Annotated in this window: 25 protein-coding genes and 2 tRNA genes; 17 read left to right on the top strand and 10 right to left on the bottom strand. The window is 72.2% G+C overall.

All coding sequences use genetic code 11. The annotated features are described in order from the left end of the window. Positions 1-80 precede the first annotated feature (80 nt). Positions 81-168: transfer RNA gene (locus ACIRU3_RS12670), tRNA-Ser, on the top strand. Positions 169-241: 73 nt separating this feature from the next. Here ACIRU3_RS12670 and ACIRU3_RS12665 read toward each other — a convergent pair. The 7 genes from ACIRU3_RS12665 to ACIRU3_RS12635 form a co-directional block, all read right to left on the bottom strand. Continuing rightward, positions 242-919, bottom strand: a complete 678-nt coding sequence (locus ACIRU3_RS12665; RefSeq protein WP_404055301.1) for an HNH endonuclease family protein — start codon at positions 917-919, stop codon at positions 242-244. A gap of 135 nt (positions 920-1054) precedes the next feature. Then, the gene (locus ACIRU3_RS12660; protein ID WP_404055299.1) at positions 1055-2014 is read right to left on the bottom strand and encodes a DMT family transporter; all 960 of its coding nucleotides are present in this window, start codon (positions 2012-2014) and stop codon (positions 1055-1057) included. 272 nt (positions 2015-2286) lie between these two features. Continuing rightward, complete coding sequence (locus ACIRU3_RS12655; RefSeq protein ID WP_404055297.1) at positions 2287-2889, bottom strand: poly-gamma-glutamate hydrolase family protein; 603 nt, start codon at positions 2887-2889, stop codon at positions 2287-2289. A 34-nt stretch (positions 2890-2923) separates the two neighbouring features. Beyond that, positions 2924-4741: a copper resistance protein CopC gene (locus tag ACIRU3_RS12650; RefSeq protein WP_404055295.1), complete on the bottom strand. Its 1818-nt coding sequence runs from the start codon at positions 4739-4741 to the stop codon at positions 2924-2926. Positions 4742-4778: 37 nt separating this feature from the next. Beyond that, on the bottom strand, positions 4779-5540 hold the full coding sequence (locus tag ACIRU3_RS12645; protein WP_404055293.1) for an SDR family NAD(P)-dependent oxidoreductase: 762 nt from the start codon (positions 5538-5540) through the stop codon (positions 4779-4781). Further along, positions 5537-6013, bottom strand: coding sequence for a cupin domain-containing protein (locus ACIRU3_RS12640; protein WP_404055291.1), 477 nt, complete (start codon positions 6011-6013; stop codon positions 5537-5539). The genes ACIRU3_RS12645 and ACIRU3_RS12640 overlap by 4 nt, the downstream gene beginning before the upstream one ends. Further along, positions 6000-8969: a GNAT family N-acetyltransferase gene (locus ACIRU3_RS12635; protein WP_404055289.1), complete on the bottom strand. Its 2970-nt coding sequence runs from the start codon at positions 8967-8969 to the stop codon at positions 6000-6002. The genes ACIRU3_RS12640 and ACIRU3_RS12635 overlap by 14 nt, the downstream gene beginning before the upstream one ends. 77 nt (positions 8970-9046) lie before the next feature. Here ACIRU3_RS12635 and ACIRU3_RS12630 point away from each other — a divergent pair, with 77 nt between their 5' ends. The 5 genes from ACIRU3_RS12630 to ACIRU3_RS12610 all read left to right on the top strand — a co-directional run bounded on the left by ACIRU3_RS12630 (position 9047) and on the right by ACIRU3_RS12610 (position 11718). Next, a complete protein-coding gene (locus ACIRU3_RS12630; protein WP_404055288.1) occupies positions 9047-9769 on the top strand; it encodes a siderophore-interacting protein in 723 nt (240 codons plus the stop codon). A gap of 59 nt (positions 9770-9828) precedes the next feature. Then, positions 9829-10422, top strand: coding sequence for an HhH-GPD-type base excision DNA repair protein (locus ACIRU3_RS12625; protein ID WP_404055286.1), 594 nt, complete (start codon positions 9829-9831; stop codon positions 10420-10422). 61 nt (positions 10423-10483) lie between these two features. Then, entirely contained in the window at positions 10484-11149 is a 666-nt protein-coding gene (locus ACIRU3_RS12620) for an HdeD family acid-resistance protein (protein WP_404055285.1), read from the top strand. A gap of 73 nt (positions 11150-11222) precedes the next feature. After that, positions 11223-11546: a hypothetical protein gene (locus ACIRU3_RS12615; RefSeq protein ID WP_404055283.1), complete on the top strand. Its 324-nt coding sequence runs from the start codon at positions 11223-11225 to the stop codon at positions 11544-11546. Between the two features lie 46 nt (positions 11547-11592). Continuing rightward, positions 11593-11718 (top strand): hypothetical protein, encoded by a 126-nt coding sequence (locus ACIRU3_RS12610; protein ID WP_404055281.1) that lies wholly within the window; start codon positions 11593-11595, stop codon positions 11716-11718. Positions 11719-11737: 19 nt separating this feature from the next. Here ACIRU3_RS12610 and ACIRU3_RS12605 read toward each other — a convergent pair whose 3' ends face one another. Further along, positions 11738-13273, bottom strand: coding sequence for a helicase HerA-like domain-containing protein (locus tag ACIRU3_RS12605; RefSeq protein WP_404055279.1), 1536 nt, complete (start codon positions 13271-13273; stop codon positions 11738-11740). Between the two features lie 115 nt (positions 13274-13388). Between ACIRU3_RS12605 and ACIRU3_RS12600 the strand changes: the two genes are divergently transcribed. Continuing rightward, positions 13389-13685: a type II toxin-antitoxin system VapB family antitoxin gene (locus tag ACIRU3_RS12600; RefSeq protein WP_003999914.1), complete on the top strand. Its 297-nt coding sequence runs from the start codon at positions 13389-13391 to the stop codon at positions 13683-13685. 123 nt (positions 13686-13808) lie between these two features. Further along, positions 13809-14417, top strand: a complete 609-nt coding sequence (locus tag ACIRU3_RS12595) for a LytR C-terminal domain-containing protein (RefSeq protein WP_404055505.1) — start codon at positions 13809-13811, stop codon at positions 14415-14417. A gap of 124 nt (positions 14418-14541) precedes the next feature. Here the strand turns inward: ACIRU3_RS12595 and upp are convergent, their stop codons facing one another. After that, the gene (gene upp, locus ACIRU3_RS12590) at positions 14542-15177 is read right to left on the bottom strand and encodes a uracil phosphoribosyltransferase (protein WP_404055277.1); all 636 of its coding nucleotides are present in this window, start codon (positions 15175-15177) and stop codon (positions 14542-14544) included. Between the two features lie 105 nt (positions 15178-15282). Here upp and ACIRU3_RS12585 point away from each other — a divergent pair, with 105 nt between their 5' ends. The 9 genes from ACIRU3_RS12585 (at position 15283) to ACIRU3_RS12545 (ending at position 20693) form a co-directional block, all read left to right on the top strand. Continuing rightward, positions 15283-15492: a hypothetical protein gene (locus tag ACIRU3_RS12585; protein WP_404055503.1), complete on the top strand. Its 210-nt coding sequence runs from the start codon at positions 15283-15285 to the stop codon at positions 15490-15492. A gap of 341 nt (positions 15493-15833) precedes the next feature. After that, positions 15834-16370, top strand: a complete 537-nt coding sequence (locus ACIRU3_RS12580) for a hypothetical protein (RefSeq protein WP_404055276.1) — start codon at positions 15834-15836, stop codon at positions 16368-16370. A 77-nt stretch (positions 16371-16447) separates the two neighbouring features. Continuing rightward, on the top strand, positions 16448-16879 hold the full coding sequence (gene tadA, locus ACIRU3_RS12575; protein ID WP_404055274.1) for a tRNA adenosine(34) deaminase TadA: 432 nt from the start codon (positions 16448-16450) through the stop codon (positions 16877-16879). Between the two features lie 45 nt (positions 16880-16924). After that, positions 16925-17009, top strand: a tRNA-Ser gene (locus ACIRU3_RS12570). Positions 17010-17166: 157 nt separating this feature from the next. Further along, positions 17167-17346, top strand: a complete 180-nt coding sequence (locus ACIRU3_RS12565) for a hypothetical protein (protein WP_404055272.1) — start codon at positions 17167-17169, stop codon at positions 17344-17346. A 19-nt stretch (positions 17347-17365) separates the two neighbouring features. After that, positions 17366-17659: a Dabb family protein gene (locus ACIRU3_RS12560; RefSeq protein ID WP_404055270.1), complete on the top strand. Its 294-nt coding sequence runs from the start codon at positions 17366-17368 to the stop codon at positions 17657-17659. A 174-nt stretch (positions 17660-17833) separates the two neighbouring features. Next, positions 17834-18676 (top strand): RNA polymerase sigma factor SigF, encoded by an 843-nt coding sequence (locus ACIRU3_RS12555; RefSeq protein ID WP_404055501.1) that lies wholly within the window; start codon positions 17834-17836, stop codon positions 18674-18676. A 311-nt stretch (positions 18677-18987) separates the two neighbouring features. Beyond that, positions 18988-19914, top strand: a complete 927-nt coding sequence (locus ACIRU3_RS12550) for an RNA polymerase sigma factor SigF (RefSeq protein WP_404055269.1) — start codon at positions 18988-18990, stop codon at positions 19912-19914. A 236-nt stretch (positions 19915-20150) separates the two neighbouring features. Beyond that, positions 20151-20693, top strand: a complete 543-nt coding sequence (locus ACIRU3_RS12545) for a hypothetical protein (RefSeq protein WP_404055267.1) — start codon at positions 20151-20153, stop codon at positions 20691-20693. Between the two features lie 22 nt (positions 20694-20715). Here ACIRU3_RS12545 and ACIRU3_RS12540 read toward each other — a convergent pair whose 3' ends face one another. Next, entirely contained in the window at positions 20716-20910 is a 195-nt protein-coding gene (locus tag ACIRU3_RS12540) for a hypothetical protein (protein ID WP_404055265.1), read from the bottom strand. Between the last annotated feature and the right edge of the window lie 149 nt (positions 20911-21059).

Genomic DNA, 21059 nt, shown 5'->3' with positions numbered 1-21059 from the left:
GCGGCCCACGGGCTGTACCCGATGACGGCCTGCAGGAACGGGTTCGCGAGCACTCCCCTCGGTCATGTAATGTTCCCAGCGGAGGATTCGCCTAGAGGCCTAGGGCGCACGCTTGGAAAGCGTGTTGGGTTCACACCCTCACGAGTTCGAATCTCGTATCCTCCGCCAGTGCCTCACCGGGCACGATGTCGAAGGGCCCCACTGCTCGCAGTGGGGCCCTTCGACGTTGCCCGCCGCTTTCTTATGGAGCGGGCCGGTAGCTCACGGTCGTACCGGGGCACGCTTCCGCGAGCTGGTCGAGCGCTTCGAGTTCGACGGCGTCGGCGGTCAGTCCCCAGCGGAGTTTGGTTCCGATCCATTCCGAGGCGTAGCGGCACATGACATCGACGCTCGGCGGCAGCCACTCGGCCGGGTCCTGGTCGGCCTTGCTGCGGTTCGTGGCGGCCGACACGGCGACGAGGGAGGTCGGGGCGTCGAGGTCATTGGCGTAGGCCTCACGCCGCTCCGCGGTCCACTGTGACGCCCCGGAGTCCCAGGCTTCGGCGAGCGGCACCATGTGGTCGACGTCCAGGGCGGAGGCCGCGGTGATCCATTTGCCGTCGTAGTACGACCACCAGCGCCCCCCGGACAGCTTGCAGCCCGGGAGGACCTGGGGAGGGTCGACCGCCTCGGCGAGGAGCACCTCCGCTCGGGTGTTGCAGCCGTCGGTGGGGTTCTTGCCTGCGTTCCAGTGCTTGAAGCTCGTGCGCTGATACCCGTCCCGCGCCTCCGCGGCGAGCGGAAGCGCATGGACCGCGGCCGTCACCGAGAGGGCGAACGCGGGGGCGGAGCGGTCACGCGCCTGGGCCGGAGTGGGTGCCGCGAAGGGCACGACGAGGAGTGCGACCGCAAGGGCGGCCCACCTGAGGTTCTTGATCACGTCAAGCAGAGTTGACTTCAGATACCTCGTTCGAGGGGTCTGACTCGAATGTGTGAGCCAGACGGATGCCTCAGTTCACCGGACAGGTGTGCCATCGGACACCCGATGGGGGAAGGCGTTGCCGACAGGCGGCGGCTACCGCTGTCGGCTCCGGCTGCGTGGGAGGGCCAGGAGGACCAGGCCCAGGGCCAGGACGGCCAGCCCGGTCCAGGAGGCGGCCGGAAGGCGTTCTCCGAGGACGGTGACGCCCAGGACCGCCGCGACGGCGGGCTCGGCCAGGGTCAGCGACGTGGCCAGCGACGCCGGAGTACGGCGCAGCCCGTGCCCGAAGAGCCGGTAGGCCAGGCAGACGGTGAACAGGGCGAGGTACACCGCCACCGCCGCGCCGCGGGCGGTGGCGAGCCAGTGCGGGCCGGCGAGCAGCACGAGGGGCAGGACGAGCAGCCCGGCGGCGCCGAACAGGACGCCCATCACCGCGCCGGAGGGGTGTCCGTGCGTGATGAGCCTGCCGCCGATCAGCGCGTGGACGGCGTACGACAGTCCGCCGCAGACGGCGAGGACCACCCCTGTCAGGTCCGTCGGCGTGGCCTGCCCGGTCAGCTCGGGGCCCAGCACCAAAAGGGTGCAGCCGAGCACGGCCGCCGCGGTCGCGGTGGTCCAGCGTGCGGTCGGCCGGGCCTGTCCGCAGAGCCAGGACAGCAGTCCGGCGAAGACCGGCGCGCTGCCCAGCGCGATCACGGTGGCCACCGCCACGCCGGTGCGGGCCACGGCCGGGTAGAAGGTGACCGGATACCCGGCCACCGCGAGGGCGCCCAGCACGAGCAGCCACCGCTCGCGGCCCGTGCAGCGCGCGGGCAGGGAGCGGGCGCCCCGGGAGGTGAGGAACAGCAGGATGCCGCCGAGGGCGAGACCGGCACAGCCGATGGCGGCCGCCGGCGCGCCGGCCGGTGCCAGGGAGCCGGCGGTCCCGGTCGTGCCCCACAGCACGGCCGAGGTCAGGATGGGTGCGGAGCCGCCGAGGAGTCCGGCGCGAGAGGGCCGCGAGCCGGCTGCGGCCGGGCGCGCGGGACTGAGCTGAGAAGTGCGGTTGGGCACGGTCGTGAACTTCCGTCGTCGCATTCGTCCGGGACTGGATCCGAAACGGGCGCACGACAAAAGCCCCTGGCCGAGCTACGGCTCGGTGGGGGGCCGGGGATCACACCGCCGGTGTCCGCGCCCGGTCAGGCGCAGAGAGGCGGCAGTACGACGTGCCAGTACGCGTTCACACCGCCATGGTACGGGCGGGGTGGCCGGTCCCCTCAGCCCACCGGGGGTGAGGCGGCCGGGGTTGCGTGGAGCGGGCTGCTGCCCGGTCTGCGAAGTGCAGTTCAAGCCCGTCGTACCGTCAACCCTTCGACCCCGGCAGCCAGCGCGTCCGCCACCGGGCGCGGGGGTAGGTCCGGGGCTCCCTGGATCTTTTCGGGACGCTGGGTTCGGGCGGTCAGGGGGAGTTCGACCTGGACGCCTCCGGCCGGGGCCAGGTTCACGGGGTTGCGTGGGTTCAGGCCTCGCAGGCCGCTCGGGATGCGGGCCATGTCCGTCACGGTGTCGAAGGCCGGGGCGAGCAGGGTGAGGCTGCGGGCCAGGGTCGTGGCGGCGGCGCGGTTGCTGCCGCCCAGGAAGATCGCGCGGGGGGAGCCGGGTCTCAGGTGACCGTGCAGGGAGATCACCACCGTCACGGAGGCGAGGAACTCCCGGAGGGTCTCGCAGTGGGGTGCGGACATCCGGTGCGACGGGATGTGGACGGGGTCGCCGGTCGGCTGGGTGAAGACCAGGGCGGTCGCTCCCGTGCGTGCCGCCACCTCGTGGGCCAGCTCCGCCGTACCGCCCTCCTTGCTGCCGTGCAGGGCCAGCAGCCCGATGTCCGACCGGGTCGTCAGGGCGGCGAGGAACTCCACGCCCTCGATCACCACTCGCTCGTTGCGCACCATCTCGCCCTCTCCCCCGGGACCGCTGCCGCGACCGCTACCGCACCACCCGCACGGTCTTCGCCACGGTCACCTGGTCCACCTCCGACACCCGTACCGTCACCTTCATCGTCCACGTTCCCGGCATCGGCACGTCGAAGGAGTCGGCGGCCCAGTAGCCGCCCCGGTCGGTGACCTTGCTGTCCAGGGGGCCGATCCGCCGGTCGGCGAGGGTGAGGGTGATACGGAGTTCGGGCACCGAGGACAGGCCGCCGTCGGGGCCGTAGACCACCGCCTGGACGGCGTTCGCGCCGACCCGACCGGGATCCAGGGTGATCTGGACCTCGCCGTGGCCGCCGGGGGTGCCCACGTCGAAGGGGACCGTGGTGACCGAGGCGGCCGGGATGCCGGTCGTCGTCGACGCGGGGGACTGAGCCGCCTCGGCGGCCGCCCGGCCCGGCAGCGTGCTCGTCAGAAGGGTCGTCAGGACCAGGACCAGCACGCCCGTCGCCATCTCGGCCAGGACCGAACGGCGCAGGTGGCGGTGGGAGGGCGCGGGGGCCGGGGCAGGGGCGGGCTCCGGGGGGAGCGGGGGGCCGCCGGCCGGTTCGGGGACGCGGTCGTGGTGCGGGGCCGGGGCCGGGCTCGCCAGGCGGGCCGTCCAGCGGCGGGAGCGGGACGCGGCCGCCAGCAGGAGGGTGACCGCCGCCAGCTTCGCCAGCAGGATGCGGCCGTACGAGGTGTCGGTGAGCGCCTGCCAGGAGCCCAGGCCGCGCCAGGACTGGTAGACGCCGGTCGCCACCAGGACCGTCACCGAGGCGAAGGCGAGACGGGAGAAGCGGATGACGGTCCGGGCCGGCAGCGCGGCCGGGTCCGGTGCCGTGCGGCGCAGTGTCAGCAGCAGCGCGGTCAGGCCGCCCAGCCAGGCCGCCATCGCCAGCAGATGGAGCGTGGCCGAAGTGATCGCCAGGGGGACCTGGAGGCCCGCCGAGGCGTGCTCCGAGGCGGCCCAGGTCAGGGCGAGGGCGACGGAGAGGATCGCGGCGGTCGTCAGGGCGGCCCGGCGGGGGATCCTGCGGCGCCGTCTCCGCAGGGACAGCGCGCAGCCCCCGGCCAGGATCAGCAGGGCCAGGCGGGTGAGGAGGAGTTCGCCGGGGCGGGTCGTCGCGGTGTGGGTGAGGGAGGAGAGGGCGAGCGCCCGCGTCGGGGGTGTGCCCTCCTCGTAGGGGGCTCTCAGGAGGAAGAGGGCGACCGTCGAGGCGGACAGGGTCCACCAGGCGGCCAGTGCCGGTACCCGCAGGTGGCCCCGGGCCGGCGGGCGGCAGTACGCCACGAACACCGCCGTGCCCAGGAGGAGCGCCACGGCCAGGTAGGAGACGTAGCGAGCGATGTTGAAGAGGCTCGTCGTCGCAGGGTTCTCCGTCCGGTCCGGGAGGACGCTCGTCGTCGTGGCCGTGCGCTTGCCCACCGAGAAGGTGAGCGCGCCGGACACCGGGTGGCTGTCCGCCGACACCACGCGCCAGGCCACCGTGTAGGTGCCGGTGCCGAGCCGGGCGGGCAGGGAGACGCGGGCCGTGTCGGAGCGGCCGGGGGCGTGGTCCGCCTCGCCTGTACGGATGCGGTGGTTCTCGGGGTCGTAGACGCGGAGGGAGTCGGTCAGCAGGCCGACCGATTCCGTGAAGGTCAGTGTCACGTGGCGCGGGGCGGACTTGAGGACCGTTCCGTCGGCGGGGTCCGTCTCGCGCAGGGCCGCGTGGGCCGAGGCGGGGGCCGCCGTACCGAGGAGGAGCAGGAGCAGGCCCGCGGCCAGGACGGTCAGCCGTCGAAGCCACCGGTGTTCGTCGCGCACCTGATCCCTCCGTCCACGGGCCCGCATGCCCTCCCCGTAGGTACGCGGGGAACGGCCGCCGTGCTCACCACGTAGGCCGTGCCGACACCCCGCCGTCCACGACCAGGTCGTGGCCCGTGATCCAGGAGGCCAGGGGCGAGGCGAGGAACACACAGGCGTCGGCCACGTCCCGCGCACGGCCCAGGCGGCCTGCGGGGACGGCGTCGAGCCAGCGGCGCACCCCGTCCGGCCAGGCCCGAGCCAGGCCCTCCCGGTCGATGAGGCCGGGCGAGACCGAGTTGACGCGAATGCCGAGGGGACCGTACTCCAGGGCGGCCGCGCGGGCGTGCATGACCACCGCGGCCTTGGAGGCACTGTAGTGGGCGTGACCGGGTGCGGGCCGTCCCGCCTCGATGGACGCGATGTGGGTGATGGTGCCGCCGCCGTGCTCGCTCATGTGCGCCGCAGCGGCCTGGGTGCAGGCGAAGACGCTGGTGAGGTTGGTGTCGACGACCGTGCGCCACTCGGCTGCCGACATGCCGGCCAGCGGCCGCGAGGGCTGGACGGCCGCGTTGTTGACGACGGCCGTGAGGCGGCCGCCGGACCAGTCGGTGCTCTCGCGGATCAGCCGGTGGCACGCCTCCTCGTCGGTCAGGTCCGCCCGCAGGACGACCGCCTCGCCGCCCAGGTCCCGGATGCGCGCGACGACGTCGCCGGCCGCCTCCACCGCCGTACGGCAGTGGACGGCCACCGACGCGCCCTCCTCGGCGAAGCGCAGGGCGAGGGCGGAGCCGAGGCCGCCGCCCGCTCCGGTCACCAGGGCAATCTGTCCGTCGAGCAGGCTCATGGTCGGGACAGTTCCGCGATCCGGGCGGCCTCGGCCGGGTAACGCGCCGACAGGTCCGCCGCGTCGCCGTGTTCGTACCCCTCGTAGGTGAATCCGGGGACCATCGTGCAGCCGAAGAAGGCCCACGCGCCGCCGGACGCCACCTGGGCGCCCATCCAGGTCCCGGCGGGCACGGTGAGCTGGACGTGCTGGCCGGCCCGCAGTCCGGGGCCCAGGACGGCGGTGCGGGTCGTGCCGTCGGGGGAGAGGAGCAGGAGCCGGAGCGGGTCGCCCAGGTAGAAGTGCCAGACCTCGTCGCTGGGCAGGCGGTGCAGAGCGCAGAAGTCGTCCGCGGTGAGCAGGGCCACTATGGCGGAGCCCTCGGGGCGGCCGTCCGGTCGCTCGGGCCCCGCCCAGGTGCGCCGGAACAGGCCGCCCTCGCGGGGGATGGGCTCCAGGCCGTACTGGGCGATCAGCTCGTCAGGCGTGGTCACCGGGGAAGGCTACCCCCCTTGCCAGGAAGGCCAGTTGGGCGCGCTTCTCCGGCAGGTACACGTCCGGGATGTCGATCTCGGGGAGGACCACCTCGGGGCCGCGCAGGAATCCCTGGCGCTCGAAGCGGGCGATCGCCTTGACGTTGCGTACGTCCGGGTCGACCACGACCCGCCTGCGGTCCATCCCCAGCAGGACGTACGACGTCATCGCGGTCAGCAGGGCCGAGGTCCAGCCGGGGCTCCGGCCGTCGGGTCCGGCGGGGGCGAGGAGGAGGTGGACGCCGATGTCGCCGGGGAGGACCTCGTAGCACTCGCCGACCCGGTCGGCCCCGGGCTCGTACGTCTGGAGCAGGGCCGCCGGCTCGCCGTCCTTGGTGACGAAGTAGGCATGGTGGGTGTCCAGGGTGGCCATGTGGGCGTAGATGTCCGCCACCTGGGAACTGGTCAGGCCGGTCATGCCCCAGAACGCGGCGCGTTCCTCGCTCACCCAGGAGTGGACCACCTCCGCGTCGGCCGCCGGGTCGAGGGGGCGGATGCGGACGGTGCCGTAGCCGTCGATGCGGTGCTCGTGGGCGGGGGTGGCGGCGGGGGTGTGCGGGTCGGTCATCGGTCTCGCCTCGGAGTCGTCGTTGTCGGTGTCGGTGGCGGTGGCGGGGTAGGTGACGGTTTCGGTGGCGTCGTCGGTGTCGGTGCGTTCGAGGGTGAGGAGGGCCCAGTCGGTGACGACCGGGGCCAGTTCGCCCCCCAGCCACAGGTGGAGTTGGTCGCGGTGGTGCGGTGCGCCGGGGACGCCGTCGGCGCCGAAGGGGACCACCCAGCGGCTGTCCTCCCGGCGGGCCAGGTCCCAGACGTAGCGGGCCGCCGGCCCGCGGGCCGAGAGATCGGTGAGGCCGGGGACGGCCGAGGTGCACAGCACGCAGTCGTGGTCGCCGGCGAGACCGGGTTCGTCGTACGACTCCCCCGGCAGCGCCCGCCAGGGAGCGAGGCGGTGGGTGTCGGACCAGGTGCCGGCCGGCGGTGCCGCGGCGACCTCCTCCACGGCGGCACGCACGGCGGCGGGGCGGTCGATGCCGTACAACTCCTCGGCGCTCAGAAGGTGTTCGAGGGCGAAGGCGATGCGTGGGGCGAGGGCCAGCCAGGGGAGCAGGACCTCGGGATGGGCGGGCGGTTCGGTCAGGGCGGCGAAGGCCGGGTGCGCGGCGAGGTGGCGTACGACCGCCGAGCGCACCGCCGCGTAGGCCGCGGCCCCGGTGCTGTCGGCGTCCATACGGCGGTTCCAGGACAGCAGGCGGGCGCGGAGGCGGGCGGCCTCGGGGGTGAGGCCGTCGAGGGCGGCGAGACGGCCGAGGAGGGGGGCCGCGGAGGCGAGGTGGGTGTCGGTGTGGATCGCGTGCAGGTCGGCGGCGGACCAGGTGCGGCGTTCTTCCAGGAGGGCGCGGATACGGTCGGCGCGGTGGGGCGGGGCGAACTCGACGCCGAGGGGGGCTGCCGGGCCGCGCTGGTTGGCCATCACGGCGATGCCGTCGGTCAGGCCGGCGTACGGCGTCTCGTGCCAGCCCCGCCATTCGTGGCCGGGCTGCCAGGCGGGGACCGGGCGGGTGCGGTTGGGCTCCGCCCGCAGCGGGACCTTGCCCGCCACCCGGTGCAGGAGGCCGCCCTCGGTGTCGGCTGCCTGTACGACGTTCACGGGCTCCGCCCAGGTGTCGAAGGCGGTGTCGATGTCCTCGACCCGGCGGGCGCGGAGGAGGGGGAGGAGGGTGCTGAAGCCGAGGTCCTCGGTCACCCGGGGCGGGTAGCGGAGGGCGAGGGCGGTGGGTTCCGGGTCCGGCTCGGCTCCGCCCTCGGCGGGCATTTCGCTCCCGCCCGCACCGCCCGCACCACCCGTGCGGCCTTGGCCGCCGGCTGCGGGTGGCGCCAGTGGGGCGTCCTCACCGTCGCCGCCTCGCGGGTCGTGCGCGCGTTCGGGCCCGGACGGTGCGGCGGCTTCCGGGGCGGGCGTCGGATCGGGCTGTGCGGCGACGCCCGACTCCAACCCCTCGGGCCCGCCTGCGATCACCGGACCCCGGTCCGTCTCGATCACCTCGATCTCGACCGGGTCCTCGCCGGCGACCTCCACCGTCTCGGTGTGGCGTCGGGCGCGCCGCCAGGTGCCGTCCGGGTGCAGGGCCTCGATGCCGGCGCCTGTGCGGCGGAGGCGTTCGCGGTAGAGGTCCTGGTAGTCGGCCATGGCGTTGGTGATGGCCCAGGCCACCGTGCCGGTGTGGCCGAAGTGGGCGATGCCGGGGACGCCGGGGACGGCGAGGCCGATGACGTCGAACTCCGGGCAGGAGAGGCGGATCTGCTGGTAGACGCCGGGGTCCTCGATGAAGCGGTGCGGGTCGCCGGCGATGAGGGCGTGCCCGGTGACACTGCGCTCGCCGGCGAGAAGCCAGCCGTTGCTGCCGGACGTGCCGGGGCCGTCGGTGGCGAACAGGGCGACCGCCTCGGGGCCCAGGTGCCGTATCGCCTCCTCGCGCCACAGCTTGGCCGGGAAGCCCGCGAAGAGGATGTGCGTGCCGAGCCAGATGCCGAGCGGGGTCCACGGCTGCCAGGGGGTGGGGGTGAGACCGGTGCGGGCGAACTCGGGGGCGCGGCGGGCGCCCTCCGCCAGGCCAGCGTTGACGCCGTCGACGTACGCCCGGACCCAGTCCGCCGTCTCCGGGTCCTCTCTCTCCAGCGTGCTGAAGCAGCGTCTCGCGGTGTCGTCGAGGCGGGCGCGGCGGGCGAAGACGTCCCAGGGGAGGGCGCTCGCGCCGAGGAAGGCGGCCGAGGTGCCCTGGGAGCGGTGCCGTTCGACCTCGATCTGCCAGGCACGGTCCAGGGCGGTGACGCGGCCCTGGGCGCGGGCGAGGGCGAAGGTGCCGGCGGCACGCAGGTGGGGGATGCCCCAGGCGTCGCGGTAGGTCTCGGTGGTCACCCTGGGACTCCCCTTTGCTTTAGGTTAGCCTTGCCTAAGTCATTGGTGGGGAATCGTACGCGAGGGGTGGAGACGCGATGGGCCAGGGGCGTGGATGGGAGGGCGCGGTCCTGAAACTGCTGCGCGCGAAGGACTTCGTGTGCACGGTCACCGAGGCCGAGGACGTCACCCCGCACTACCGGCGGCTGCGGCTGAGCGACGGCGGGCTGCTCGCCACGACCGGCGTCCACCCCACGATGTGGGTACGGCTGTGGTTCTCCGACGCCGGCCGACCGCACCAGCGGGCCTACACCCTGGTCGACCCGGACCCGGCGACCGGCACCTTCGGCCTGGAGTTCGCACTGCACGAGGGATGCGCCGCCGACTGGGCGCGCGCCGCACGGCCCGGCGACACCATCGAGGCGACTGTCCAGGGCACCGGCTTCCAGCACCCCGACCCCGCACCCTCGCACGTCGTGGCCATCGGCGACCCGGCCTCGCTGCCCGCGATCAACTCCCTGCTCGGCACCCTTGATTCGGCCCCGGCGACGATCTGGTTCGAGGGCACCCTGGACGGGCTCCCCTGCCAGGCCGACCCGGCCCGCCACGAGATACGCGAGGTGCCCCGCAGCGACGCGGGCGCCCACCTCACCGACCGGGTCCGCGCCGAACTGCCCGCCGTGCTCGACGCCACCCCCGACCCGTACGTGTGGATCGCCTGCGACACGGCTACCACCCGCACGCTGGCGTCGTACGCGCGCAAGGAGCTGGGCGTGCCCAAGGGCCGGGTGCACGCCCTCGGGTACTGGCGCGCGGACTGAGAACGGCCCTCCTCCTCCCCCCGGCTGCGCCCCGTCCCCCGACGGGCGATCATCGAGCCATGGACGTCACTCTGCACCTGGCCCAGGACCCCGAGGCCGACGCGCTGCTCGGGCGCAGTCCGCTCGCCGCGCTGACCGGAATGCTGCTGGACCAGCAGGTTCCGATGGAGTGGGCGTTCAAGGGGCCGGCGACCATCGCCGGGCGGCTGGGTGCCGAGGACCTGGACGCGCACGAGATCGCGGTCATGGACCCGGAGGCCTTCGCCGCGCTGCTCTCCGACAAGCCCGCCGTGCACCGCTACCCGGGCTCGATGGCCAAGCGGATCCAGCAGCTGAGCCAGTACCTCGTCGAGCACTACGACGGGAACGCCGAGCAGGTCTGGCAGGGCGTCGAGGACGGACCGGAGCTGCTGAAGCGCCTCCAGGACCTGCCCGGGTTCGGCAAGCAGAAGGCGCAGATCTTCCTCGCCCTGCTCGGCAAGCAGCTGGGCGTGCGGCCCGAGGGGTGGCGGGAGGCGGCCGGGGCCTACGGCGAGGCGAAGTCCTTCCGGTCCGTCGCCGACATCACCGGGCCCGAGTCACTGGCCAAGGTGCGCGCCCACAAGCAGGAGATGAAGGCGGCGGCCAAGGCCGCGAAGACGGCGGGGAAGTGAGCCTCAGCCGGGTGGCCCCGCCCGGGTGGCGGGGCTCGCCCGGCCGGTCCGAGCATGGAGCATGACCGAGGTACCCAGCGGCGGCCCCTCCCGGGGCCACGAGTACAACGACCGGAACGTCCACGCGGGGCATCCGCAGGGACACCATGAGCCGGAGCCGCCGTTCGAGGGCCCCCTGCACGCGCTGTCCCGGGCCGCCTGGCAGGTGGTCCTGGTCACCGGCATCGCGTCGCTCGTCCTCGGCGTGCTGGTGCTCGTCTGGCCGGGCGCCTCGCTGCTCGCCGCGGGTGTCCTGTTCGGCCTCTACCTCCTCATCAGCGGCGTCTTCCAGCTGATCTCCGCCTTCGGCACCCACAAGACGACCTCGCTGCGCGTGCTCGCCTTCATCAGCGGCGCCGTGTCGATCCTGCTGGGCCTTTTCTGCTTCCGCGGGCCCATGCAGTCGACCCTGCTGCTCGCCCTGTGGATCGGCATCGGCTGGGTGATCCGCGGGATCACCCAGACCCTGGCCGCCGCCTCCGACAGCCGCATGCCCGCCCGGGGCTGGCAGATCTTCCTCGGGGTCGTCACCTTCATCGCCGGAATCGTGCTGATCGACTCGCCGTTCGAGTCGGTCGCCGTGCTGACCCTGGTCGGCGGCTGGTGGCTGGTGGTCGTCGGCGTCGTGGAGATCGTCACCGCGTTCCGCATCCGGGGCCGCGCCCGGCAGGTACCACGCACGGTGTGATGTGCGGGGCCGAACGGGTGGTTCTCGGGCGGTGCGCGGTGCGGTACGGGTGCGGCGCGGGCAGGCACCTGCCGTGAGCAGGACCCCGAGCCTTCCCCGGAGCCGTACCTGGCTGCGGGTGCTCGTGCTGCTCCTGGCCCTGTGGGTGCCCGGCGCCCATGTGCAGGCCCAGGCGGCGCCCGCCCTGGCCGCCTCGTCCGAGACCGCCGAGCACGACGTCCTCGACACACTGCTGCGGCCGCCCGCGCGCTCCCTCCATCAGGCCGACGCGGCCGAGCGCACCGCGCCCCTGCCCGATCCGGCGGCGCCGGCCCGCCCGGCGCCGCGCCCGTGCCCGGCCATGCCCCGGCCCCCGTACGCCGTGGCCCTGCTGCGGACGGTGGTCCTGCGCTGCTGACCGTGCCTTTCCCCCGAGGCCAGTCAGCTCGACGCAAGGACGAACCATGCCCACAGACCCGTACGCGGTCCTGCGCGCCCTGCTGCGCGCGGAGGCCAGGCGCAGCGCGCCGCACCAGCAGGAACGGAAGAAGCCGCAACCGCAGCAGCCGGCGAAGGAGAGCGGCCGCTGATGCGCCGGCGGGGGCGGCCCTACCGCCTCCGCCGGGCCGTACCGAACAGCGAACGGGTGATCTCGCGGCCGATCTGGGTGCCGACCGAGCGGGCCAGGGACCTGAACATCCCGCTGCCGACGACCTGTTCGACGAGCGAGGGCTCCTCCTTGGGGGCCTTCGCGGCCCGGGGGGTCTTCGGGGCCCCGGGAGCCTGCGGCCGCTCGGCGCTCAGCTTCTCGTACGCCGACTCGCGATCCACAGCCTGTGCATAACGCCCGTGAAGTGCGGACCCCTGCACCGCGCGGTCCAGTTCGGCGCCGTCCACCGGGCCCATCAGGGACTCCGGCGCCCGCAGCCGGGTGGCGGCGACCGGGGTCGGGGCACCCTTCTCGCCGAGCACGGTCACCACGGCCTCGCCGGTGCCCAGGCCGGTGAGGAGCTCCTCCAGGTCGTAGGCGGAGTTCGGGAAGGTCTTCACGGTCGCCTTCAGCGCCTTCTGGTCGTCCGGGGTGAAGGCCCTGAGCGCGTGCTGGACGCGGTTGCCGAGCTGGGCGAGGACGTCGGACGGTACGTCTTTCGGGGTCTGCGTGACGAAGAAGACGCCGACCCCTTTCGAGCGAATCAGGCGCACCGTCCGGGTGATCGAGTCCAGGAACGCCTTGGAGGCGTCGCTGAACAGCAGATGGGCCTCGTCGAAGAAGAAGACCAGCTTGGGCCGGTCGGCGTCGCCGACCTCGGGCAGGTCGTGGAAGAGGTCGGCCAGCAGCCACATCAGGAACGTCGAGAACAGCTGTGGTCTGTCCTGGACGGCGGGGAGTTCGAGCACCGAGACGATGCCCCGCCCGTCCGGCGCCGTCCGCAGCAGATCGGCCGTGCCGAACTCCGGCTCGCCGAAGAAGTCCGCCATGCCCTGTGCCTCGAAAGCGGTCAGCGAGCGCAGGATCACCCCGGCCGTGGCGGTGGACAGGCCGCCGATGTTCTTCAGCTCGGTCTTGCCCTCATCGGAGGTCAGGAACGCGACCACCGCCCTGAGATCCTTGAGGTCGATCAGCTCCAGGCCCTTGGTGTCGGCGTAGTGGAACACCAGGCCGAGAGACTGCTCCTGGGTCTGGTTGAGCTGGAGCACCTTGGACAGCAGCACCGGGCCGAAGCTGGTGATCGTGGCCCGCACGGGGATGCCGTGGCCGAACCCGCCGAGCGCGAGGAACTCGGCCGGGAAGCCGGCCGGCGTCCACTGCCGGCCCACCTCGGCGGCCCGCCCCTGGACCCGGTCGTCGGGCTGCCCCGGCCGCGAGATCCCGGACAGGTCGCCCTTGATGTCGGCGAGAAACACCGGCACGCCCTGCGCCGACAGCTGCTCGGCGATCAGCTGGAGGGTCTTGGTCTTGCCGGTGCCGGTGGCGCCCGCGACCAGACCGTGCCGGTTGAGCATGGGGAGCGGGATGCGGACCGGTGCGTCCGGGTGGCAGTGGCCGTCCCACAGCAGGGCGCCGAGGTCGAGGGCGGGACCCGTGAACGCGTACCCGGCGGCGATCGTCCGGGCCTCTGCGGGAAGCGTCTCGCTGTCACTCATCTGCGGCCCCTGTTCCCGATAGTCACCCGTATGCCCCGCTTGGATGCGTCTTTTCCAGCGTCGCACTCCGCCGCCATGGCTGCGCCCGGAACGTCTTGACCGGTAGGCTTTCCGTGTGATCTTCAAGCGCATCGGAAACGGCCGGCCGTACCCCGACCACGGCCGGGAAAGCACCCGGCAGTGGGCGGACGTCGCGCCGCGCCCGGTCCGCCTCGATCAGCTCGTGACGACCAAGGGCCAGCTCGACCTGGAGACCCTCCTCGCCGAGGACTCGACGTTCTACGGCGACCTCTTCGCGCATGTCGTGAAGTGGCAGGGCGACCTGTACCTGGAGGACGGCCTGCACCGCGCCGTCCGCGCCGCCCTCCAGCAGCGCCAGGTGCTGCACGCGCGCGTACTCGAACTCGACTGACCCCGGCGCGACACGGCCGTTGCCCCTTTCGGGTTCCGCTGAGCGGCGTCGACTGATCATCTAATAGGCATCGCCGCTCAGGCGCACTACGCTGCGCCCATGAGCATGCTGACTCCCCCTGGCATGGGCGGCCAGTACCGGATCACGGGGGACAAATACCCTCGGATGCGCCCTCCCCGGCGGCGCGGCAGGCTCGTGTTCGCCGTGGTGGCGTCCGTCGCCGCGCTCGGCCTGATCGGCTGGGGCACGCTGCAGCTCATCGACGTCTTCACCGGCGGCAGAAAGAACTCGGCGGCCGGCGCCAAGGCGGAGTGCCACACCAAGGCGCATCCCGCCGCACAGACCAGGACGCTGCCCAGGCCCGGCGAGATCACCGTGAACGTCTACAACGCGACGGCGCGCTCCGGGCTCGCCAGGGACACCGCCGACGAGCTGAAGAAGCGCGGCTTCAAGATCGGTGACGTGGGCAACGCGTCCAAGGAGTTCGACAAGAAGGTCAAGGGCACCGGGCTCCTCCTGGGCCCCGCCTCCGCGCTGAACACCTCGCTGCCGGTGCTGGCCACCCAGCTGACCGGCGCCGAGCGGCGCGCCGACGCCGGCCGCAAGGGCGCCGGTCTCGACCTGATCATCGGCGACGGGTTCAAGAACCTCACGCAGCGGACGGCCGCCGACCGGGCCCTGGTCAAGCTGACCGCGCCCGAGCAGACGCCCGCCGCGAAGAAGAACTGCTGAACAACCCCGTAAGGGCCCACCACCCAGGGGCGCGGGGAACTGCGCGACAAGCCACGACGAACCCGCAGCCGCCCGCACCCCTACGGCGCCGAGGCGCCCCGCCCCGGCGCCCCGGGCGAAGCGCTTACTCGGCCGCGCCGTACAGCCGGTCCCCCGCGTCCCCGAGGCCGGGGACGATGTAGCCGTGCTCGTTGAGGTGGTCGTCGACGGCCGCCGTCACGACCGTCACCGGGGTGCCTGCCAGCTCGCGCTCCATGACCTCGACACCCTCGGGGGCGGCGAGCAGGACCACGGCGGTCACGTCGTCGGCACCGCGCTTGATCAGCTCCCGGATGGCCGCGACCAGCGTGCCGCCCGTGGCCAGCATCGGGTCCAGCACGTACACCTGACGACCCGAGAGGTCCTCCGGCATGCGCGAGGCGTACGTGGAGGCCTGCAGCGTCTCCTCGTTGCGGATCATGCCCAGGAAGCCCACCTCGGCGGTCGGCAGCAGCCGGACCATGCCGTCCAGCATGCCGAGACCGGCGCGCAGGATCGGCACGACGAGCGGGCGCGGGCGGGCGAGCTTGACACCGGTGGTCGGCTCGACCGGTGTCCGGATGTCGACGGCCTCGGTGCGCACGTCCCGCGTGGCCTCGTAGGCGAGCAGGGTGACCAGTTCGTCGGCGAGTCGCCGGAAGGTCGCGGAGTCGGTGCGCTGGTCGCGCAGCGTGGTGAGCTTGTGGGCGACCAGGGGGTGGTCGACGACGTGGAGACGCATGCCCATAACAGTAACCGCGCTCGGCGGCCCCTGGCTCTGGCATCAAACCGCCCGTCCGAGGGAAAGTGGGAGGGAGGGACCCGGGGTGGTGTGACTGTGCCTGACCTGCCTGACCGCGCGAGCGGCGCCGCCGAGGGCGCCGGGGTTCCGGTCGGGCCAAAACAGCCCGAGACCGACGCCGAGCGCCGGCGTCGCCGCGCCCGGTTCCTGCGTGAACTCGCCGAGGCCCGCGCCCTGCGCGAGCGCGTCCAGCCTCGGCGGGCCAAGGCGGCCCGGCTGCGGCACACCATGCGGATGCGGACGTTCCGCTGGTAGGCGGGCTGTCGACGGGTCGCGGGTGGACGGCCCGGAAGGAAGATCACGGTAAGGAAGATCACGGCCCGCTCCGGTGTCGCCGACGTGGGGGTGCGTGAGCGCCGGGAAAAGCCGCGTACGATCCGCAGGTGGCGGCAATGAGCGCGCTGGTGGGTCGTTCGCCCTCATGACCCGGACGCACGATCAAAACAGCCAGACACAGGGAGCCGAAGACGTCCCCTGGAGGCCTTGTTTCTGCCACGATTCCGAGTGGGTGGGGCTCGGAGCCCAACTCTCCCCACCCAGAACCTCCGCCGGGGGGACCCCCAACCGGCACGCCTAAGACCAGTGGGAGAGTCACGGTGTACTTCGCCGCACTGCTCGCGCGCACCGAAGACGGGTGGGAAGCGAGCGACACGGAGCTCGACGATGTGGAGACCCTGTCGGATCTGGCCGACCTGGCCCGGGAAGCCACTCCCGACGAGGACACGGTGTTCGTCCTGATCGAGCAGGAGGACTCCTGGTTCGGTCTCGTCCGCGTGGACGGCGAGGAGGACCCTCGCATCTTCGTCTCGGACGCCGCCGCCGCCGCCCGCAGCGCCTACGGGGAGCTGCTGCTCACGGACGAGTTGCTCGGCCGTGAACCCGGCGCCGACGACGGCCCCGACCTGGACTCCCTGGACCTCGACGGCACCGAGGACGGCGAGTCCGAGGAGGCGGACGAGGACGAGGAGACCACCGCCGTCGGCGCGGTGCCGCACGGCCCGGTGGGCGACGGCCGGATCCTCGACGACCTGGGTGTCGGCGAGAAGGAGCTGCTGGGCCTCGACCCGAACGAGGCGCTGGCCGAGATCGCCGAGGCCCTGGGCGCCTCGGAGGTGCTGGAGACCGTCCGCTGACCACGCCCGAGAAGCCGCAGGACGCCGCGGACACGGAGCGGGTACCCGACCCGGTACGCGACCGCTGGCGGCCCGCGATGCGGCTCGCCCTGGACCAGGCCGCTCTGGCCGTCCGGGGCGGGGACGTTCCCGTCGGCGCCGTCGTGCTGTCCCCTGACGGTACGACGGTGCTCGCGACCGGACACAACGAGCGTGAGGCCACCGGCGACCCCACGGCCCACGCGGAGGTCCTGGCGATCCGGCGGGCCGCGGCCCTGCTCGGCGAGTGGCGGCTGACCGGCTGCACGCTGGTCGTCACGCTCGAACCCTGCACGATGTGCGCGGGCGCGCTGGTGCAGTCCCGGGTGGACCGGGTGGTCTACGGAGCCCGGGACGACAAGGCGGGAGCGGCAGGCTCCCTCTGGGACGTCGTACGCGACCGGCGGCTCAACCACCGGCCCGAGGTCATCGAGGGAGTCCTGGCGGACGACAGTGCCCGGCTTCTCACCGAGTTCTTCCGGGACCGCTGAATACCGATTTCAAACCATGCCCCACCTTGCTGTAAGGTCTCCCTCGGTAGCGTGTCCGAGCGGCCGAAGGAGCTCGCCTCGAAAGCGAGTGTGGCGCAAGTCACCGAGGGTTCAAATCCCTCCGCTACCGCTGTAGAAGGGCCCCGTCGTACGACGGGGCCCTTCGTGCATGGTGCGCGGCAAAATCCCTCGACGGCCGGGCCGTTGGTTCCCGAAGCGGGCGTGAAGGTTACACTCGCCGCCGGCAACAGGGGTCCCACGGGGCACACAGGCACAGGGAGGCCGCGGTGACGGTGAACGCCAAGAAGATCGCCGTGTACGTGCTCGTGGTCTTCGCGCTGTACGTGATCATCACGGATCCGGCCAAGGCGGCCGACTACGTCCAGATAGCCTTCGAGGGCATATCGGACGCGGCCAAGGCCATAGGCGACTTCATGACGTGGATCGCCGACGGAGCAAAGAGCTGAGAGAGCTGAGGTACACCCCATGATCCGCCACCTGGTCCTCTTCAGGCTCAACGAGGGTGTCGAGCGCGACGATCCGCGAGTTGTCGCCGGCGTGACGGCCTTCAGGGCCCTCGGCGGCCAGATCGAGGAGCTGCGGTTCTGGGAGTGCGCCTGGAACATCAGCGACCGGCCGATCGCCTACGACTTCGCGATCAACTCGGCGGTCGAGGACACGGACGCGCTCAAGCGTTACCTGGAGCACCCGGCCCACCAGGCGGGTGTCGCCATGTGGCGCGAGTTCGCCACGTGGGTGATCGCCGACTACGAATTCTGAGCCTCACGCTCCAGCAGCCCCCCGCCGTTCCGGCGGGGGGCTTTCCTGCGTTTTATGACCCAACTTGGCGCTGTTTAACCACAACACGGCGTTATCGGGTGCTTGCACACAGTGCACATGTCTTGTGATGCTATGACCGCTTTTGACGGATGATTGACCGATGAAGAGGTGGCGTTGACCGTGTCGGCCAGTACTGCGCCGCCCCAGGACGAGGTGCCCGCTCCGGCGTCCCCTCCTCCGGCCCCCGAGAAGCGCCGCGGCGCCGACACCCGCGCGCTCACCCAGGTGCTCTTCGCCCAGCTGAAGGACCTCGAACCGGGCACACCCGAGCACAACCGGGTACGGGGGGCGCTCATCGAGGCCAATCTCCCGCTCGTGCGCTACGCGGCCGCCCGCTTCCGCTCCCGCAACGAGCCGATGGAGGACGTGATCCAGGTCGGCACCATCGGCCTGATCAACGCCATCGACCGCTTCGACCCCGACCGGGGCGTACAGTTTCCGACCTTCGCGATGCCGACCGTGGTCGGCGAGATCAAGCGGTACTTCCGGGACAACGTCCGCACGGTCCACGTACCGCGCCGGCTGCACGAGCTGTGGGTGCAGGTGAACAGCGCCACCGAGGACCTCACCACGGCCTTCGGGCGCTCACCGTCGACCTCCGAGATCGCCGAGCGGCTCAGGATCAGCGAGGAGGAGGTGCTGTCCTGCATCGAGGCGGGACGGTCGTACCACGCCACCTCGCTGGAGGCGGCGCAGGAGGGCGACGGGCTGCCGGGCCTGCTGGACCGCATCGGCTACGAGGACCCCGCCCTGGACGGCGTGGAACACCGCGATCTGGTCCGCCATCTTCTCGTCCAGCTTCCCGAGCGGGAACAGAGAATCCTTCTGCTGCGCTACTACAGCAATCTCACCCAGTCTCAGATCAGCGCGGAACTCGGTGTGTCCCAGATGCACGTCTCCCGGCTACTCGCGCGTAGCTTCCAGCGGCTGCGGTCCGCGAATCGGATCGAGGCATAACCGGCGCACAGGCGCACGGTCCGGAACACACCAGATCGCACCGGATCGCAAGCAGGATCGATTGGTAACCGGCACGAGCGAATCGCTCACCAGGGCGGTTCCCGACAGTTGTGCGCCGAAAAACCGTCAGACCCCTTCTTTCCAGGGCCGATTCGCATCTCACGTGTCGACATGTCACTACAGCGTGTTGCCGACATGTGACATTCTGCGGGAAGCGCGTTTGCCGAGGCTCCGGCTCCGGTATTCAGGTGAAGGTTGCGTTGCTCGAAAGCATCGCCGCCACGACCGTCCCGCGACCCAAAGGGGGTGGCATGTCCGCAGACCAGGGCAGCTCGAAGGTGCTCACACCGACGAGCGAGGCAGCGCCCAAGGAGCTTGCCGCAATCGACGTACTCGATGGCGTCACGCCCCTCGAAGCCGTGCAGGCCCCGCCCGTCGAGGCCCCTGAAGCCGTCCCGGTCCTACCGGCCTCGACGGACATCGACACCCGCACCCTGTCCCGCTCCCTGTTCCTGCGGCTCGCCGCACTCGACGAGGACAGCCCCGAGCGCGCCTACGTCCGGGACACCCTGATCGAGCTGAACCTCCCCCTCGTGCGCTACGCGGCGGCCCGCTTCCGCTCCCGCAACGAGCCGATGGAGGACATCGTCCAGGTCGGCACCATCGGCCTGATCAAGGCGATCGACCGCTTCGACTGCGAACGGGGCGTGGAGTTCCCGACGTTCGCGATGCCGACGGTCGTGGGCGAGATCAAGCGTTTCTTCCGCGACACCTCATGGTCGGTGCGTGTGCCGCGCCGGCTCCAGGAGCTGCGGCTGGCCCTCACCAAGGCCAGTGACGAGCTGTCCCAGAAGCTGGACCGCTCCCCGACGGTCACGGAGCTGGCCGCGGTCCTCGGTGTCTCCGAGGAGGACGTGGTCGACGGCCTGGCGGTCGGCAACGCCTACACCGCTTCCTCGCTCGACTCCCCGGCCCCCGAGGACGACGGCGGCGAGGGCTCGCTCGCGGACCGGCTCGGCTACGAGGACACCGCGCTGGAGGGCGTCGAGTACCGCGAGTCCCTCAAGCCGCTGCTGGCCAAGCTGCCACCCCGGGAGCGCCGGATCATCATGCTGCGCTTCTTCGCCAACATGACCCAGTCGCAGATCGGCGAGGAGGTCGGCATCTCCCAGATGCACGTCTCCCGGCTGCTGACCCGGACGCTGGCACAGCTGCGCGAGGGCCTCATCTCCGACTGAGGCTTCCCATCTGACGGAGCGTCATCCACCATGGCCGGATGCTTCGTACCCGGACGTCGCGCACCACGACATGGACACATGGCCGCCGAGGCGCCGTTACGGCAGCGTCGGCGGCCGTCGTGTGCCTGGGCGCGGCCCTGGCCGCGTGCGGGGGCGGGGGCCGGGACGGGTATGTGGCGGTGGGCGGTGTGCCGCGACCGGCGGCCACGGCGGGGGCACCGACGGGAGCGGTCCGTATGGTCCCGCTGGACGGGCCGACCGGGGATGCCGACCCTCCTTCGACGGACGAGGCTTCACAGCCGCCCGCCACGAAGCCGCCGACGGCCGCCGCAGGCACCGCCCGCGACACCCCCGACGCGCCCGACTCGGCCGGGGCACCCGGCGCCTCACCGAGCGGGGCCGATGGAGGTACGACTGTGCCGGAGCGGCCGTCGCCGACGCCGACTCCCTCTCGTACGGCGCCTCCCGCGCCCGCCGACCTGAGCTGGGGCGACCCCGCGCGCAAGGACACGGATCAGCGCTGGTGCGAGAAGGTGACCGTCGCCTTCCACAACACCGGTGGTACGGCGGTGCGTTCGGGCACGGTGACGTTCGGGACGCACATCATCGGCGCACTCGGCATCGACTGGGGGACGCGCGAGTCGGCCGTGGACCTCCCGGTACCGATCGGACCGGGAGCACGGACGGACCACACCTGGACGGTGTGCGTCGACGCCTGGCGCGTCCCGCTGGGCATGCACATCGAGACGCGGGACGTGTCCGTCCGGTGGAACGAGTGATCCCGAAAGGGATCGCCCCCTACTACATCGCCAGCCAGGCCACCGCGGCGACGACCACCACGGCGACGACGACACCGATGATCAGGCCGATGCGCGGGCCGGAGGGGGCGGCCGCCTGCTGACGGCGTCCCTGAGGAGCCTCGTCGACGAACGCGCGGAACATCTGGGTGCTGCCTGCGGGGTCGTGATTGCCCTGGGGGCCCTGGGTGTTAGCCATGGCCCGAGACACTAGCGAATCCCGGTGACCGACCCAAGTGCGGGGCCACCGGGACAGACGGGGACACCCCACCCGCCTCCACCTGCACGTTTACGTTCGCAATACTTGCCTTTGCCAAGTTTTTGCGCCACCCCGCCCCGATTTGTTTG

It is taken from the genome of Streptomyces sp. NPDC101151 (assembly GCF_044768335.1).
GTDB lineage: Bacteria > Actinomycetota > Actinomycetes > Streptomycetales > Streptomycetaceae > Streptomyces.
The sequence above is the reverse complement of the archived record's forward strand: the minus strand, read 5'-3'. Positions and strand labels throughout refer to the sequence as shown.